General features: G+C 49.0%; 15 protein-coding genes and 2 pseudogenes. 15 read left to right on the plus strand and 2 right to left on the minus strand.

The annotated features are described in order from the left end of the window. The first annotated feature begins 6 nt into the window (after nucleotides 1–6). On the plus strand, nucleotides 7–981 hold the full coding sequence (locus tag HT085_RS04715) for a class 1 fructose-bisphosphatase (protein WP_003691115.1): 975 nt from the start codon (nucleotides 7–9) through the stop codon (nucleotides 979–981). Nucleotides 982–1139: 158 nt separating this feature from the next. Here HT085_RS04715 and HT085_RS04720 read toward each other — a convergent pair whose 3' ends face one another. Beyond that, complete coding sequence (locus HT085_RS04720; protein WP_003688536.1) at nucleotides 1140–1358, minus strand: HP1242/YdcH family protein; 219 nt, start codon at nucleotides 1356–1358, stop codon at nucleotides 1140–1142. A gap of 193 nt (nucleotides 1359–1551) precedes the next feature. On the opposite strand from HT085_RS04720, the gene HT085_RS04725 reads away from it, so the two are divergent. From HT085_RS04725 to glyA, 5 genes and pseudogenes are all read left to right on the plus strand, one after another. Continuing rightward, nucleotides 1552–1815: a glutaredoxin family protein gene (locus HT085_RS04725; protein ID WP_017146830.1), complete on the plus strand. Its 264-nt coding sequence runs from the start codon at nucleotides 1552–1554 to the stop codon at nucleotides 1813–1815. Nucleotides 1816–1982: 167 nt separating this feature from the next. Beyond that, nucleotides 1983–3751: pseudogene (ggt, locus tag HT085_RS04730) on the plus strand (gamma-glutamyltransferase). A gap of 63 nt (nucleotides 3752–3814) precedes the next feature. After that, nucleotides 3815–3979: a hypothetical protein gene (locus HT085_RS04735; RefSeq protein WP_162098495.1), complete on the plus strand. Its 165-nt coding sequence runs from the start codon at nucleotides 3815–3817 to the stop codon at nucleotides 3977–3979. Next, nucleotides 3924–4166, plus strand: coding sequence for a hypothetical protein (locus HT085_RS04740; RefSeq protein ID WP_003704095.1), 243 nt, complete (start codon nucleotides 3924–3926; stop codon nucleotides 4164–4166). The genes HT085_RS04735 and HT085_RS04740 overlap by 56 nt, the downstream gene beginning before the upstream one ends. A gap of 66 nt (nucleotides 4167–4232) precedes the next feature. Beyond that, nucleotides 4233–5483 carry a serine hydroxymethyltransferase gene (glyA, locus tag HT085_RS04745; protein ID WP_003691112.1) on the plus strand — a complete coding sequence of 417 codons (1251 nt, stop codon included), beginning with the start codon at nucleotides 4233–4235 and terminating at the stop codon, nucleotides 5481–5483. 72 nt (nucleotides 5484–5555) lie between these two features. Here glyA and HT085_RS04750 read toward each other — a convergent pair whose 3' ends face one another. Then, nucleotides 5556–5945 (minus strand): helix-turn-helix domain-containing protein, encoded by a 390-nt coding sequence (locus tag HT085_RS04750; protein ID WP_003688532.1) that lies wholly within the window; start codon nucleotides 5943–5945, stop codon nucleotides 5556–5558. Nucleotides 5946–6884: 939 nt separating this feature from the next. On the opposite strand from HT085_RS04750, the gene HT085_RS04755 reads away from it, so the two are divergent. From HT085_RS04755 to HT085_RS04795, 9 genes and pseudogenes are all read left to right on the plus strand, one after another. Further along, nucleotides 6885–7676: an outer membrane beta-barrel protein gene (locus tag HT085_RS04755; RefSeq protein WP_003691110.1), complete on the plus strand. Its 792-nt coding sequence runs from the start codon at nucleotides 6885–6887 to the stop codon at nucleotides 7674–7676. A gap of 150 nt (nucleotides 7677–7826) precedes the next feature. Beyond that, nucleotides 7827–8471: a DedA family protein gene (locus HT085_RS04760; protein WP_003688528.1), complete on the plus strand. Its 645-nt coding sequence runs from the start codon at nucleotides 7827–7829 to the stop codon at nucleotides 8469–8471. An 18-nt stretch (nucleotides 8472–8489) separates the two neighbouring features. Further along, nucleotides 8490–10400, plus strand: a complete 1911-nt coding sequence (locus HT085_RS04765) for an ATP-binding cassette domain-containing protein (RefSeq protein ID WP_003691108.1) — start codon at nucleotides 8490–8492, stop codon at nucleotides 10398–10400. Between the two features lie 21 nt (nucleotides 10401–10421). After that, nucleotides 10422–10789: pseudogene (locus HT085_RS04770) on the plus strand (hypothetical protein). A gap of 111 nt (nucleotides 10790–10900) precedes the next feature. Continuing rightward, nucleotides 10901–12376 carry an anthranilate synthase component I gene (gene trpE, locus HT085_RS04775; protein WP_010360232.1) on the plus strand — a complete coding sequence of 492 codons (1476 nt, stop codon included), beginning with the start codon at nucleotides 10901–10903 and terminating at the stop codon, nucleotides 12374–12376. 83 nt (nucleotides 12377–12459) lie between these two features. Next, a complete protein-coding gene (locus tag HT085_RS04780; RefSeq protein ID WP_003688521.1) occupies nucleotides 12460–13398 on the plus strand; it encodes a DNA cytosine methyltransferase in 939 nt (312 codons plus the stop codon). Then, nucleotides 13399–14259 (plus strand): NgoMIV family type II restriction endonuclease, encoded by an 861-nt coding sequence (locus tag HT085_RS04785; protein WP_003688519.1) that lies wholly within the window; start codon nucleotides 13399–13401, stop codon nucleotides 14257–14259. Between the two features lie 16 nt (nucleotides 14260–14275). Then, nucleotides 14276–15412, plus strand: coding sequence for a 5-(carboxyamino)imidazole ribonucleotide synthase (locus HT085_RS04790; RefSeq protein ID WP_003691106.1), 1137 nt, complete (start codon nucleotides 14276–14278; stop codon nucleotides 15410–15412). A 46-nt stretch (nucleotides 15413–15458) separates the two neighbouring features. Beyond that, the gene (locus HT085_RS04795; RefSeq protein WP_003688513.1) at nucleotides 15459–15941 is read left to right on the plus strand and encodes a GNAT family N-acetyltransferase; all 483 of its coding nucleotides are present in this window, start codon (nucleotides 15459–15461) and stop codon (nucleotides 15939–15941) included. Nucleotide 15942: the final 1 nt, after the last annotated feature.

Raw genomic sequence — 15942 nt, forward strand, 5'->3', positions numbered from 1 at the left:
CAAACCATGGACACACTGACCCGATTCCTCCCCGAACACCTGCAACAAAACCAACTGCCCGAAGCACTCGGCGGCGTTTTGCTGTCCGTCGTTTCCGCCTGTACCGAAATCAACGCCAAAGTCCGCCTCGGCGCACTTGCCGGCGTATTGGGTATGGCGGGCACGGGCAATATTCAGGGTGAAGACCAGAAAAAACTGGATGTTATCGCCAACAACATTATGATTGACACACTCAAAGCCAACCCTGCCGTTGCCGGTTTGGCAAGCGAGGAAGAAGACACTTTCGTAAGTGCCGGTGAAAACGGACGCTATCTCGTCCTATTCGACCCTTTAGACGGATCGTCCAATATTGATGTCAACATTTCCGTCGGTACGATTTTCTCCATTCTCGCCAAACCCGAAGGCGCATTGGCAACCGAATCATTCCTTCAAACGGGCAGACAGCAGCTTGCCGCAGGCTATGTCCTCTACGGGCCTCAAACCCAGCTCGTATTCACATTCGGACACGGCGTGTACGTATTTACACTCAATGCCGAAAACGAATTTGTGCTGACCAAAGAAAACCCGAAAGTACCCGAAAGTACCAAAGAATTCGCCATCAATATGTCTAACCGCCGCCACTGGCTACCCCCCGTTCAACAATACGTCGACGAGCTCTTGGCGGGCGAAACCGGTACGCGCGGCAAAAACTACAATATGCGCTGGGTAGCCAGTATGGTTGCCGAAATCCACCGCATCCTGATGCGCGGCGGCGTGTTCATGTATCTGCAAGACAAACGCGACCCGTCCAAACCCGGCAAACTGCGCCTGATGTACGAAGCCAACCCTATGGCCCTGATACTCGAACAGGCGGGCGCATCGGCAAGCAACGCATATCAAGCCATGCTCGATATACAGCCCGAAAGCCTGCACCAACGCGTCGCCGTCATTATGGGCAGCAGCGAAGAAGTGGATTACCTCAACCGTCTGCATTCAAAATAGGCAGAGACCGTACTGATAAAGACCGGCGGCAGCGTGAATCCGATACTGCGCCGATATTTCAAGCATACCCTCCGGAAAAACAGAAAACTGCCTTTCCGAACGATAAAAATACCGTCTGAAAAATTTTCAGACGGTATTTTAAAAATTAAAGCTCAAATTTATTTGCCCGCCGCTTTTTGCAGGATGGCGTACAACTCGTCTTTCAGTTTCAATTTGGCTTTTTTCAGCTCATCGATGGTTTCCGCACCGCTGGTAACCGGATTGTTGGCCAGACCGGTAATTTTATCGTCCAGCTCGTTATGCTCGTCGAACAGACGGGCGAAGCGGGAATTTTCCTGTTTCAATTTGGAAATCAAATCACGGTATTCTGGGAACATAATCGCTTTCCTCTCTTGGTTTACGGTTAAAAAGTCAAATTGAATCTTTACATTAATTATAACAAAGATAATATTTTTATCCAGTGTTTTGTTATACACGGCAACACCGTCCGCAGAAAACCGCCCCACCGTCCGATAAAATCGTTGACAATCTTCCGCTTTACGCATAAATTTTCAGCCCTTCCTACTGCATATGAAAGGCACGCCCCAGTTTCCCCAATGTGGATTTTCAGCGCGCGCAGTAGAGGTGCCGACCCAAATTGGCAGACCCTTTGCTTTTGTTAATATCCTAGAAAATCCAGAAATTCGCAGTACTCTACCACTCATCGCCAATTGGCCAACCTTTCCACGGCTTTGGGTTAATGGTGAGTTAATCGGTGGTAGTGATATTATCCTACAAATGTACCAATCAGGTGAGCTAAAACCACTCATTGAAGAGCATAGCCCAAAGGTCTGATTACTTAATATCTTAAAATAAATATCAAAAAAGACTGCTGATGACATTAGCGGTCTTTTTTTGATGGTCAAGATTGATAGTTTGGATTGAATTATTTAGCCATATTACATACAATAATCAGCATGCTTTGTATGAATTATCAATCAAACTCAGGCGAAGGAGTGCTTGTGGCTAAAACATATTTATTGACTGCATTGATAATGTCTATGGTAATCTCCGGATGTCAAGTCATCCATGCCAATCAAGGTAAGGTTAATACTAATTCTGCTGTCATCGCAGGTGCAGACGCTCACACGCCTGAACATGTAACGGGACTGACCGAACAAAAGCAGGTAATTGCAAGTGATTTTATAGTAGCGTCAGCCAATCCATTAGCAACACAAGCTGGCTATGATATCTTAAAGCAAGGCGGTAGCGCTGCAGATGCGATGGTGGCGGTGCAGACGACACTAAGCTTGGTAGAGCCACAGTCGTCAGGCTTGGGCGGTGGTGCATTTGTGTTGTATTGGGACAATACCGCCAAAACATTGACCACATTTGATGGGCGTGAGACGGCACCGATGCGTGCGACGCCAGAATTATTTTTGGATAAAGATGGTTAACCATTGAAATTTATGGAAGCGGTGGTCGCTCGGTAGGTACGCCTGCTATCCCTAAACTGACGGAGACAATACATCAGCGATACGGTGTATTGCCTTGGGGAAAATTATTTGATACGCCGATCCACTTGGCAAAACAAGGCTTTGAGGTGTCGCCAAGGCTTGCCATCTCGGTTGAGCAAAATCAGCAGCATTTGGCACGCTATCCAAAAACAGCCGCTTATTTTTTGCCGAATGGTGTGCCGCTACAAGCAGGCAGCTTGCTGAAAAATTTAGAATTTGCTGACAGTGTTCAGGCGTTAGCAGCTCAAGGTGCAAAAGCTCTGCATACTGGTAAATATGCCCAAAATATTGTTTCAGTTGTCCAAAATGCTAAGGATAACCCCGGTCAATTATCCTTGCAAAATTTATCTGATTATCAAGTGGTGGAACGCCCGCCTGTTTGTGTGACTTATCGTATTTATGAAGTATGCGGTATGGGTGCACCAAGCTCAGGTGGGATTGCTGTGGGTCAGATTTTGGGGATTTTAAATGAATTTTCACCCAATCGGGTGGGGTATGATGCTGAAGGTTTGCGTCTCTTGGGCGATGCTTCTAGGCTTGCGTTTGCGGATCGTGATGTATATTTGGGCGACCCTGATTTTGTACCAGTACCCATTCGCCAGTTGATTTCTAAAGACTACCTAAAACATCGCAGCCAGCTGCTTGAGCAGTCGGATAAGGCATTGCCTAGCGTATCTGCAGGCGATTTTATTCATGAGTGGGCGTCCTCACAAGCGATTGAGTTACCTTCTACCAGTCATATATCAATTGTGGATAAGGCGGGCAATGTGCTATCAATGACGACTTCCATTGAAAATGCGTTTGGCTCAACTTTGATGGCAAATGGCTACCTGCTGAATAATGAGCTGACAGACTTTAGTTTTGAGCCAATAAAGCAGGGCAAACAGGTCGCCAATCGTGTCGAGCCTGGCAAGAGACCACGCTCCTCAATGACACCAACCATCGTATTTAAAGCAGGCAAGCCTTATATGGCAATCGGCTCTCCAGGTGGTAGCCGTATCATTGGCTATGTCGCTAAGACGATTGTGGCACATAGTGACTGGAATATGGATATCCAAGATGCCATCAGTGCACCCAATTTATTAAATCGCTTTGGTAGCTATGAACTAGAAACGGGTACAACCGCCGTCCAGTGGCAACAAACATTAAATGATTTGGGCTATAAGACTGATGTGCGTGAGCTAAATTCAGGTGTTCAAGCCATTATTATCGAGCCAAGCAGGCTGGTTGGTGGTGTCGATCCACGCCGAGAAGGTCGAGTGACGGGTGATTAGAGGTGAAGCTTGTATTTTGTGAATTTGACCGCATTAAGTTAATTATTAAAATAGGGGGAAATTGTGAGTAATCAAACAAAAATACAAGCCATCAAGCAAGCTTCTGAGCAGATCTTGGCAATTTGTGAGACGCCAAACACAGCATTACAAGCCATTCATCTGATTTTAAGACATGGCGGGGCAGGAAGAATTGTCTTGGCAAGTGGTGTATCAGCGGGTTATGGCTGATAAAGATGTGGTTGGTGCTGGTTATTTGATTGATTTTGCACAAACTGCCGAAAATTTACCATTTGATGTATTGCCTTTGATTAGCCTTGTGCTAAACAAAGGTGATGAGACGCTAAAAACCGGCATGTTAAATAAATTACCTGATAATGCCAAAGAAAATTTACGCATTATGGGCTATCTGCCTTAGGTTTTGAAGTATTTTTTTATACGAAAAACGCTCATGATACCCTGATTACACAAAGGAGCCGAGAATATGTTTTCAAAAAGCGTTACCCTCGCACAATATGACCCCGATTTGGCAGCAGCCATTGCCCAAGAAGACCGACGCCAGCAAGACCACGTCGAGCTGATTGCCTCTGAAAACTACGTCAGCTGCGCCGTGATGGAGGCACAAGGTTCGCAATTGACCAACAAATACGCCGAAGGCTATCCCGCAAAACGCTACTACGGCGGCTGCGAATACGTCGATATTGTCGAACAATTGGCAATCGACCGCGTAAAAGAACTGTTTGGCGCAGCCTATGCCAACGTTCAACCGCACTCCGGTTCCCAAGCCAACCAAGCCGTATATGCTTCCGTTTTAAAACCGGGCGACACCATTTTGGGTATGTCTCTGGCGCACGGCGGACACCTGACCCACGGCGCGAGCGTTAATATTTCCGGCAAACTCTACAATGCCGTTACTTATGGCTTGGATGAAAACGAAGTCCTCGATTATGCCGAAGTCGAACGCCTCGCGCTCGAACACAAACCCAAAATGATTGTGGCGGGCGCGTCTGCCTACGCGTTGCAAATCGACTGGGCAAAATTCCGCGAAATCGCCGATAAAGTCGGCGCATACCTCTTTGTCGACATGGCGCACTATGCCGGACTGGTTGCCGGCGGCGAATATCCTAACCCCGTGCCATTCTGCGACTTCGTAACCACTACCACCCACAAAACCCTACGCGGCCCTCGCGGCGGTGTGATTTTGTGCCGTGACAATACCCACGAAAAAGCGCTGAACTCTTCCATCTTCCCAAGCCTGCAAGGCGGTCCGTTGATGCACGTTATCGCCGCCAAAGCCGTAGCGTTTAAAGAAGCGTTGCAACCCGAGTTCAAACAATACGCAAAACAAGTGAAAATCAATGCTGCCGTCATGGCGGAAGAGTTGGTTAAACGCGGTTTGCGCATCGTTTCCGGCCGCACCGAAAGCCACGTTTTCCTCGTCGACCTGCAACCGATGAAAATCACCGGCAAAGCCGCCGAAGCCGCTTTGGGCAAAGCGCACATCACCGTCAACAAAAACGCCATCCCGAACGATCCGGAAAAACCGTTCGTTACCTCCGGCATCCGCATCGGTTCCGCCGCCATGACCACTCGCGGCTTTAACGAAACCGACGCTCGCGTATTGTCGAACTTGGTTGCCGATGTATTGGCTAATCCCGAAGACGAAGCCAACCTCGCCAAAGTCCGCGGACAAGTGACTGCCTTGTGCGACAAATACCCCGTTTACGGAAACTAAACGCCCGATGTTTCCATACAAAATGCCGTCTGAACATTTTCCAGACGGCATTTTTTGTTTTCGGTAACATTGCTATTTTTTCTCTTCCAGCAAAATGACCAACTTTTTCAATACTGCGATTTCACTATCTTTCTGCCTGATCAATTCATCCTTTGCATCCAGCAGCGACCTCAATTTTTCATTTTCAAACACCAGCATTTCATCAGAGCCGATAATATTATGATGGTTATTGGTATTGTCGCCGATAGAGAAGAAAAACGATCGGTTCTGCTCCGCCAGCAGCTCAACCACATCGATATTGAAAATCTGGGCAATCTGGCGCAGCTTGTCGAGATTGATACCGCTTTTCCCGCGTTCTATTTTCGAATACCCGTTAACCGACATTTCCAATTTTTCCGCCATCTCTTCCTGCGTCCACTGATTGACTTCCCTTAACGTCCGAATCTTGTCATGCACTTCCATCCTGCCCTCCAAGGTTAATTTTCACCACTCAAACAACCGTAACCGGTATCTTCAGTTGATGGTCGGATATTTTAAAAATAAATAATATAACACAATAGTATTTTGATAAAAATTTACCTAACGAGGTACAGACATGTATTCAGAAAACAAGCCTAAACGCACCGTAAAAATGAAAAAATACTGGCAGCCTGCACCCTTTCCCTGTCCCTTTCTGCCTGTACTTCGACTCAAGTAACTTCTTTTGTCGAGGGACTCTCCGAGGGACTCGTAGATGTCAGCGAAGCCTTTATCACAACAAAGGCAGAATCATATTCTGCCCCGTCTCTTCAGGATAAGCAAATTTTCATAAATCGCGTCTCAGAACGAGCACAAAAAAATTACAAAGAAAGAAGGAAAAAGAAAGAAGCAGACTTACTAAATTCAGCATCGTCATTAAATGAATCAACATCAGAAGCCCTATCTGCCCTTAAAAACGCTATCGTAATTCCTAAACGCCCTAAACGCTCCTTGGGCAAAAAATATAAAAACGGTTTTCATCCTGTAAATACGTGTGCGGATGTGGAAGCTCGGTGGGCAAACGGAGCAATGAGAGATGTTAGGGACATAGAAAGGCTAATAAGCCGAAACGTCCCTTTACGTCGTATCGGAGACGCCATTCAAAACATGTGCATGGAAACCAATGTGTCCATTAGGATGTATCGCCAGGAGTGCCGTTCAGAATCGTCAGATTTTTATGACGAAATGCTTGAGCATCACGAGAATTTCATAGGATCCTCCAAATCATTCGCATCATCACTTCTTCCCCTTAGCGTTACAAACTTTACAACAGACATGGCGTGTACTCCCGAATTTTAATCTAATCACACTCCACAACTCCCTATCAATATAACTGCTACTTCTCTGAGTAGTATCAACCAACCCTTAACAAAGGACTAAAAAATGAAAAAAGCACTGCTTGCACTGACTATTGCCGCCATCTCCGGTACTGCTATGGCCCAGTTGCCCGACTTTCTGGGTAAAGGCGAATATACCGTCCGTACAGACATCTCCAAACAAACGCTGAAAAATGCCGATTTGAAAGAAAAACACAAAGTACAAAAAAACATCGGTTTCCGTGCCGATATGCCGTTTGACGATATTCACCACGGCATGCGTTTCGAAGTATCACACAGCCGAGACAAAAAAGACATGTACGTTGTGACCGAAAGTACTACTAAACCATTCGGCAAAGACGTTAAAGAAAAACGCACCGACGTGTATGCCGGTTACACCTACACTCAACCGCTCAGTGAAGCCACCAAACTGCGTGCCGGTTTAGGTTTGGGCTATGAAAAATACAAAGATGCGGTAGCTAATGAGAAAGGAACAGTCAGCACCGAGCGCGAAGCCTTCTATACCAAAGCGCACGCCGACCTGACTTCCGATTTGGGCGGCGGCTGGTATCTGAATCCTTGGGCAGAGGTTAAGGTTGACCTGGACGCCAAATTGAAACACAACGCAACTGTAGCCGGTGCCTCAGCCGACATTAACGCAAAAACACGCGGATGGGGCGTGGGCGTAGGTGCGAATATCGGCAAACAAATTACCGATACCGTCGGCATCGAAGCCGGCCCGTTCTACAAACACCGTCACTTCAAAGCATCCGGCAGCTTCGTTTTGGACGGCGGGAACATCCGAGTCGATCCTACCAAAATCAACGAATACGGTGTTCGTGTCGGCGTGAAATTCTAATCGCGGCGATATGCCCCAGACACAAAACCGCAAGCCTTTTGGTTTGCGGTTTTTGATGTTGTAGCAGACCCTAATACCGTCTGAAACTTTTCAGACGGCATTTTTCCAATCGGTTAAAATACCGCCTCGACATTGTGTTTTGGAAAACCCGTGCTTGCTTCTGTGATTGATTTTATCCTGCATATCGACCAACACCTGCTCAGCCTGTCGGCGCAATACGGTGTGTGGATTTATGCGATTCTGTTTTTGATTGTTTTTTGCGAAACCGGTCTGATTGTTACGCCCTTCCTGCCCGGCGATTCGCTCTTGTTTGCCGCCGGCGGGATTGCCGCGCTGGGCGGTATGGATATTCATTTGATGGTTGCATTATTAAGCCTTGCCGCCATACTCGGCGACGCGCTCAATTTTACCGTCGGCAAATATTTCGGCGGCAGGCTGTTCGCCAACCCCGATTCTAAAATCTTCCGGTGCGAATACCTCGGCAAAACCCGCCGTTTTTACGAAAAACACGGCGGCAAAACGATTATCATCGCGCGCTTCGTGCCCATCGTCCGCACCTTCGCCCCCTTCGTCGCCGGTATGGGAAAAATGCACTATGCCAAATTTATCCGCTACAACATCATCGGCGGCTTGTTGTGGGTTATCTTGTTTTCTTACGCGGGCTATTTCTTTGCCAACTTCCCCGTCGTAAAAAACAATCTGGGCTTGGTGATGGGCGGCATCATTATTGTTTCCGTCCTGCCCGGCATCATCGAAATCGCCCGCGCCAAACTTGCGGCAAAATCCGAACGTTAATTGTTGGAAATTGACATTATGAATATATTATCCGTAGAAAACGCTTCCTTTGCCGTCGGACATGTCGCCCTGCTCGACAAAACGTCCTTCCAACTCGACAGCGGCGAAAAAGTCGGCTTGATCGGACGCAACGGCGCAGGCAAGTCTTCGTTTTTAAAAATCCTCACCGGCGTGCAAAAACTCGACGACGGGCAGATTATTGTTCAAAACAATCTCAAAATCGTTTATGTGCCGCAGGAGTCCTTTTTTGATAAGGACGCAACCGTATTTGATACTGTTGCCGAAGGTTTGGGCGAAATTCGCGATTTATTGCGCCGTTATCATCATGTCAGCCATGAGTTGGAAAATGGTTCGAGTGAGCTCTTATTGAAAGAGCTTAACGAATTGCAACTTGAAATCGAAGCGAAGGACGGTTGGAAACTGGATGCGGCAGTCAAGCAGACTTTGGGGGAACTCGGTTTGCCGGAAAACGAAAAAATCGGCAACCTTTCCGGCGGTCAGAAAAAACGCGTCGCCTTAGCGCAGGCTTGGGTACAGAAGCCCGATGTATTGTTACTGGACGAACCGACCAACCATTTGGATATCGACGCGATTATTTGGTTGGAAAACCTGCTCAAAGCGTTTGAAGGCAGCTTGGTCGTGATTACCCACGACCGCCGTTTTTTGGACAATATCGCCACGCGCATTGTCGAACTCGATCGCGGTATTTTGCGCTCCTATCCCGGCTCGTTCTCCAAATACAGCGAGAAAAAAGCGCAAGAGTTGGCGGTTGAAGCCGAACACAACCGCCTCTTCGACAAATTCCACGCGCAGGAAGAGGCGTGGATACGCAAAGGCATCGAAGCGCGCCGTACCCGCAACGAAGGCCGCGTGCGCCGTTTGGAAGAACTGCGCCGCCAGCGTGCCGAACGCCGCAATGTACAAGGACAGGTCAACTTCAAACTCGACAGCGGCAAGAAAAGCGGCAAAATCATCGCCGAACTGGAACACGCTTCGTTTGCCTATGACGACAAAGTTATCATGGATAAATTTTCCGCCATCTTGCAGCGCGGCGACAAAATCGGCTTAATCGGCCCAAACGGTATCGGCAAAACCACCTTCCTTAAGCTGATTTTGGGCGAATTGCAGCCGACCTACGGCAGAATCCGTATCGGCAGCAAGCAGGAAGTCGCCTATTTCGACCAGTTCCGCAGCGCCTTGAATGAAAACGATACTGTGTTTTACACGCTCGGACAGGGCAACGATTACGTCGAAGTCGGCGGCAAGAAAAAGCATGTGATGAGCTATTTGGAAGATTTCCTGTTCCCCCCTGCCCGCGCGCAAAGTCCTGTTTCTTCACTCTCCGGCGGCGAACGCAACCGCCTTTTGCTGGCAAAACTCTTTACTCGTCCCGCCAATATTTTGGTTTTGGACGAACCGACCAACGACTTGGACATCGACACCCAAGAATTGCTTGAAGATCTGTTGCGCGATTACCAAGGCACGGTCTTCCTCGTCTCGCACGACCGTATGTTCCTCGACAATGTAATTACCCAAAGCATTGTTTTCGAAGGACAAGGCCGTCTGAAAGAATACATCGGCGGCTATCAGGACTATATCGACGCAAAATCGCGGGAAAATAAAATTCAGACGGCATCCGCACCCAAAGCATCCGATGTCGAACCCGCCAAAGAAAAACCCAAAGCCAACCGTACGGTCAAACTTTCCTACAAAGAACAGCGCGAACTCGACGCCCTGCCCGACGAAATCGCCGCCTTGGAAACCGAACAGGCAGAAATCAACGCGCAGCTTTCCGATCCCGGAATTTTCAAAGATTACGAAAAAGCAGGAGCATTGCAAAACCGCGCCGAAGAAATCGAAATGCTGCTTTTGGAAAAGCTGGAACGCTGGGAGCTGCTGGAAACCAAACAGAACGGCAATGCCGTCTGAAATCAAACAGGAAGAAAAAAAATGTTCAAACGACCTGAAGAAATCATCGTCCTGATACTTGCCGTCCTCTGGATTGCCGGTACGTATTTTCTCGCCGCCCTGTTTGGAGCGGATGCTTATACCGTGTTAAAAATCACTGCCCTTACCCTGCTTTGGTCTGCCGCATCATTCCTCCTTTGGCAAAAAAAAACCTCAGCCGGCATATCTGGCCGCTGCTGCTCGGCTGCCTGACTGCCTGTTGGTGGCCGTATCTGAATCAATCGGTCGCACCCGGTTCTTTACCTTGGCATGCATCATGGACGTTCAAAACCATCTTAGCCCTGATTCCCGCAACCGCAGGTTATCTGTTTAAATGGAAACAATACCGGCAGCGCAAAACAAAGCCGTAAGCCCGTCTTTTTTCAGACGCCATCTCCGGTCAGACTGTCAACAATTCCGATAAAATGTTATACTCGCGCCCGTTGCCGCGCCGTCCGAAACCGCCTTTTGGGAAAGCAGAAATGATCAGCAAACAAGAATACCAAGCCCAAGCCGCCCAAGGCTACAACCGCATCCCGCTCGTGCAAGAACTCCTTGCCGACTTGGATACGCCGCTTTCCCTCTATCTCAAACTCGCCAACCGCCCCTATACCTACCTGCTCGAATCCGTTGTCGGCGGCGAACGTTTCGGCCGCTATTCCTTTATCGGCCTGCCTTGCAGCCACTATCTCAAAGCCGGCGGCAAACACGTCGATGTTTATCAAAACGGCGAAATCGTCGAACAATACGACGGCAATCCGCTACCCTTTATCGAAGCTTTCCACAACCGTTTCAAAACACCCGAAATCCCAAGCCTGCCGCGCTTTACCGGCGGCTTGGTCGGCTACTTCGGTTACGAAACCGTCTACAATTTCGAACACTTCGCCCACCGCCTGAAAAACACCGCCAAAGCCAACCCGCTCGGCACGCCCGATATTTTGCTGATGCTGTCGCAAGAGTTGGCGGTAATCGACAATTTGAGCGGCAAAATCCACCTCATCGTTTATGCTGATCCCTCGCAGCCCGACAGCTACGAACGCGCCCGCGAACGCCTCGAAGACATCCGCACCCAGTTGCGCCAAAGCTGCGCCATCCCACTTTCCCTCGGCAGCAAACAAACCCAAGCAGTCAGCGAGTTCGGCGAAGAACCTTTCAAAGCCTGCGTCGATAAAATCAAAGACTACATTTTCGCAGGCGACTGTATGCAGGTCGTCCCCAGCCAACGCATGAGCATGGAATTTACCGACAATCCGCTTGCCCTCTACCGCGCCCTGCGCACGCTCAACCCTTCGCCTTACCTCTTTTACTACGATTTCGGCGATTTCCACATCGTCGGTTCCTCGCCCGAAATCCTCGTCCGCCGCGAACGCGACGACGTCATCGTCCGCCCCATCGCCGGCACGCGCCTGCGCGGCAAAACCCCCGCCGAAGACCTTGCCAACGAACAAGATTTGTTAAGCGACGCCAAAGAAATCGCCGAACACGTTATGCTTATCGATTTGGGGCGCAACGATGTCGGACGCATCAGCAAAACAGGCGAAGTCAAAGTCACCGACAAAATGGTGATTGAAAAATACTCCCATGTGATGCACATCGTTTCCAACGTCGAAGGCTGTCTGAAAGAGGGCGTTACCAATATGGACATCCTCGCCGCCACCTTCCCTGCCGGCACACTCTCCGGCGCGCCAAAAGTCCGCGCGATGGAAATCATCGAAGAAATCGAACCGGAGAAACGCGGCATCTACGGCGGCGCCGTCGGCGTATGGGGCTTCAACAACGATATGGATTTGGCAATCGCCATCCGCACCGCCGTGATTAAAAACAATACCCTCTTCATCCAAAGCGGCGCGGGCGTGGTTGCCGACTCCGACCCAACTTCCGAATGGCAGGAAACTCAAAACAAAGCCCGCGCAGTGGTTCGGGCGGCGCAGATGGTGCAGGAAGGGTTGGATAAATAAATTTCAGACAACCTTCGCAGATGAAAAGAAGGTCGTCTGAAAATCACAAAACAACATCAGAGATACTTACATAAAAAATCACAATGCAATTCACATCATTAGAAATTTGTGCCGGAGCAGGCGGACAGGCTTTGGGCTTAGAAAGGGCAGGCTTTTCCCATGTTGCGTTAATCGAAATCGAACCGTCGGCTTGTCAAACCCTACGTTTAAACCGTCCTGATTGGAACGTTATTGAAGGAGATGTCCGCTTGTTTCAGGGCGAAGGATATGACGGTATTGATTTATTGGCCGGCGGCGTGCCTTGCCCTCCTTTTTCCAAAGCTGGAAAACAACTGGGAAAAGATGATGAACGCGATTTATTCCCTGAGGCTATTCGTCTAGCTAAGGAAACTGACCCTAAAGCCATCATGTTAGAAAATGTGCGGGGGTTACTTGACCCAAAATTTGAAAATTATCGCAACCATATTACAGAACAATTTGCCAAGTTGGGTTACCTTGGACAATGGAAACTACTTTATGCTGCCGATTACGGAGTATCGCAACTCAGACCCAGGGTTTTATTTGTTGCGTTGAAAAACGAATACACCAATTTTTTCAAATGGCCTGAACCAAATTCGGAACAACCGAAAACCGTTGGAGAACTGCTTTTTGACTTAATGTCAGAAAATAACTGGCAGGGGGCGCATAACTGGCGTTTGAAGGCCGCGCAGATTGCACCGACCTTGGTCGGCGGTTCAAAAAAACACGGCGGTGCTGACTTGGGGCCTACACGATCCAAACGCGCATGGGCGGAGTTGGGTGTGGATGGTTCAGGTTTGTGGGATAGTGCGCCGCCTGAAGACTTTTCGGGAATGCCTAGATTGACTGTCCGAATGACGGCGCGTATCCAAGGATTTCCTGATAACTGGCAATTTTTTGGTAAAAAAACGCCTATGTACCGCCAAATCGGCAACGCTTTTCCCCCGCCGGTAGCCGAAGCGGTGGGCAGGCAGATTATCAAAGCCTTAAAAAAGGAAAATTGAATGAATCCGCTTTTTACCCAAGAACGCAGGATTTTCCATAAGAAATTATTGGATGGCAATATTCTTGCAACCAACAATAGAGGCGTAGTCAGCAATGCGGATGGGAGCAATACCCGAAGTTTCAATATAGCCAAGGGGATTGCCGACTTACTGCATTCGGAAACGGTTTCGGAAAGATTACCCGGTCAGACATCGGGAAATGCTTTTGAAGCAATATGCAGTGAGTTTGTCCAATCTGCTTTTGAGAAATTGCAGCATATCAGACCCGGCGACTGGAATGTTAAGCAGGTCGGTTCTCGCAACCGTCTGGAAATCGCACGTTATCAGCAATACGCACATCTGACAGCCTTAGCCAAGGCTGCCGAAGAAAACCCCGAATTGGCTGCCGCCTTGGGCAGTGATTACACCATTACTCCCGATATTATCGTTACCAGAAATTTGATTGCAGATGCAGAAATCAACCGTAATGAATTTTTAGTTGATGAAAATATTGCCACATATGCCAGTTTGCGTGCGGGTAATGGCAATATGCCGCTGCTCCACGCCAGTATCTCTTGTAAATGGACGATTCGCAGCGACAGGGCTCAAAATGCCCGTTCTGAAGGATTGAATTTGGTTAGAAACAGAAAAGGCAGACTGCCGCACATTGTTGTCGTAACGGCAGAACCAACGCCAAGCCGCATTTCATCTATTGCCTTGGGTACAGGGGAAATAGATTGCGTTTACCATTTTGCCTTATATGAGCTGGAACAAATTTTACAATCATTGAATTATGAAGACGCTTTGGATTTGTTTTACATCATGGTCAATGGTAAACGATTAAAAGATATTTCCGACCTTCCCTTAGATTTGGCAGTTTAAACAGAATTATTCCACTATGAACACACCCCCCATCCTTCCTCCCGCCATGCTCGGCATCCTCGGCGGCGGACAATTAGGCAGAATGTTTGCCGTTGCCGCTAAAACCATGGGCTACAAAGTAACCGTTCTCGATCCCGACCCGAATGCGCCGGCGGCGGAATTTGCCGACCGCCATTTGTGCGCGCCGTTTGACGACCGGGCCGCGTTGGACGAATTGGCAAAATGCGCGGCGGTTACGACCGAATTTGAAAACGTCAATGCCGACGCGATGCGCTCTCTGGCAAAGCATACCAACGTTTCCCCCAGCGGCGACTGCGTGTCCATTGCACAAAACCGCATTCAGGAAAAAGCGCGGATACGCAAAGCAGGCTTGCAAACCGCGCCGTATCAGGCGGTTTGCAAGGCCGAAGACATTACTGAAGCAAGCGCGCAATTTTTGCCCGGCATCCTGAAAACGGCTACGTTGGGCTACGACGGCAAAGGTCAAATCCGCGTCAAAACGTTGGACGAACTCAAAGCCGCGTTTGCCGAACACGGCGGCGTGGATTGCGTTTTGGAAAAAATGGTGGACTTGCGCGGCGAGATTTCCGTGATCGTATGCCGTCTGAACGATGAAAACGTGCAAACCTTCGACCCCGCCGAAAACATCCACGAAAACGGCATCTTGGCTTATTCCATCGTCCCCGCGCGGCTGAGTGCCGACGTGCAGCAACAGGCGCGGCAGACGGCGCAACGCTTGGCGGACGAATTGGATTATGTCGGCGTATTGGCGGTAGAAATGTTTGTTGTCGGCGACACACATGAATTGCTCGTCAATGAAACCGCCCCGCGCACGCACAATTCCGGCCACCATACGATAGATGCCTGCGCCGCAGACCAGTTCCAACAGCAGGTACGCATTATGTGCAACCTGCCGCCCGCCGACACCAAATTATTATCCCCTTGCTGTATGGCGAATATTTTGGGCGACGTTTGGCAGGAAGATGGCGGCGAACCGGATTGGCTGCCGTTGCAAAGCCGGCCGAATGCACACCTGCACCTATACGGAAAAAAAACCGCACAGAAAGGTCGGAAAATGGGACACTTTACCGTTTTGACCACCGATTCGGACACCGCATTTCAAGAAGCAAAAAAACTGCATCAGTCCCTATAATCCGACCAACGGCACAGATGCCGTCTGAAGCCGCCGACATACCGCCATGAGCCTGCTGACACTGTTACGCCCCGCCACCGTGCAAGACTGCAAAGACATCTTCAAAGTCCACCTGCACTCCGTCCAATACACCTGCATCCTCAGCTACAACGAACACGCCCTAAAAGTATGGGAAGGCTTGTTAAACACAGAAAGCTACCTGCCGACCATTTCCGATCCCGACAAAGCACTTTGGGTTGCCGAATACAAAGGCAACATACAGGGATTTTTCCAAATCGACTGCCAAGAAGCACAACTCGATGCGCTTTACGTCCACCCCCTGTTCCACAATCTCGGACTGGGCACTGCCCTGCTCCGTCAGGCAGAAACCATCGCCCACAAATCCGGTTTGAGCTTTCTGAAACTCTACGCATCTCTCAACTCCGTCCCGTTTTACCTTCTCAACCGCTACGAATCGCTCGGTTCGGCAGTATTGCAGCTTGACCCCAGCATCAAAATCAAATGCGAACTGATGCGCAAACACCTCTAAT

It is taken from the genome of Neisseria gonorrhoeae, assembly GCF_013030075.1.
Lineage (GTDB): Bacteria > Pseudomonadota > Gammaproteobacteria > Burkholderiales > Neisseriaceae > Neisseria > Neisseria gonorrhoeae.

Coding starts and splice junctions, on each gene's coding strand:
- HT085_RS04715 (WP_003691115.1), top strand. CDS start 7: ATGGACACACTGACCCGATTCCTCCCCGAACACCTGCAACAAAACCAA.
- HT085_RS04720 (WP_003688536.1), bottom strand. CDS start 1,358: ATGTTCCCAGAATACCGTGATTTGATTTCCAAATTGAAACAGGAAAAT.
- HT085_RS04725 (WP_017146830.1), top strand. CDS start 1,552: ATGAAAGGCACGCCCCAGTTTCCCCAATGTGGATTTTCAGCGCGCGCA.
- HT085_RS04740 (WP_003704095.1), top strand. CDS start 3,924: ATGGCGGGGCAGGAAGAATTGTCTTGGCAAGTGGTGTATCAGCGGGTT.
- glyA (WP_003691112.1), top strand. CDS start 4,233: ATGTTTTCAAAAAGCGTTACCCTCGCACAATATGACCCCGATTTGGCA.
- HT085_RS04750 (WP_003688532.1), bottom strand. CDS start 5,945: ATGGAAGTGCATGACAAGATTCGGACGTTAAGGGAAGTCAATCAGTGG.
- HT085_RS04755 (WP_003691110.1), top strand. CDS start 6,885: ATGAAAAAAGCACTGCTTGCACTGACTATTGCCGCCATCTCCGGTACT.
- HT085_RS04765 (WP_003691108.1), top strand. CDS start 8,490: ATGAATATATTATCCGTAGAAAACGCTTCCTTTGCCGTCGGACATGTC.
- trpE (WP_010360232.1), top strand. CDS start 10,901: ATGATCAGCAAACAAGAATACCAAGCCCAAGCCGCCCAAGGCTACAAC.
- HT085_RS04780 (WP_003688521.1), top strand. CDS start 12,460: ATGCAATTCACATCATTAGAAATTTGTGCCGGAGCAGGCGGACAGGCT.
- HT085_RS04785 (WP_003688519.1), top strand. CDS start 13,399: ATGAATCCGCTTTTTACCCAAGAACGCAGGATTTTCCATAAGAAATTA.
- HT085_RS04790 (WP_003691106.1), top strand. CDS start 14,276: ATGAACACACCCCCCATCCTTCCTCCCGCCATGCTCGGCATCCTCGGC.
- HT085_RS04795 (WP_003688513.1), top strand. CDS start 15,459: ATGAGCCTGCTGACACTGTTACGCCCCGCCACCGTGCAAGACTGCAAA.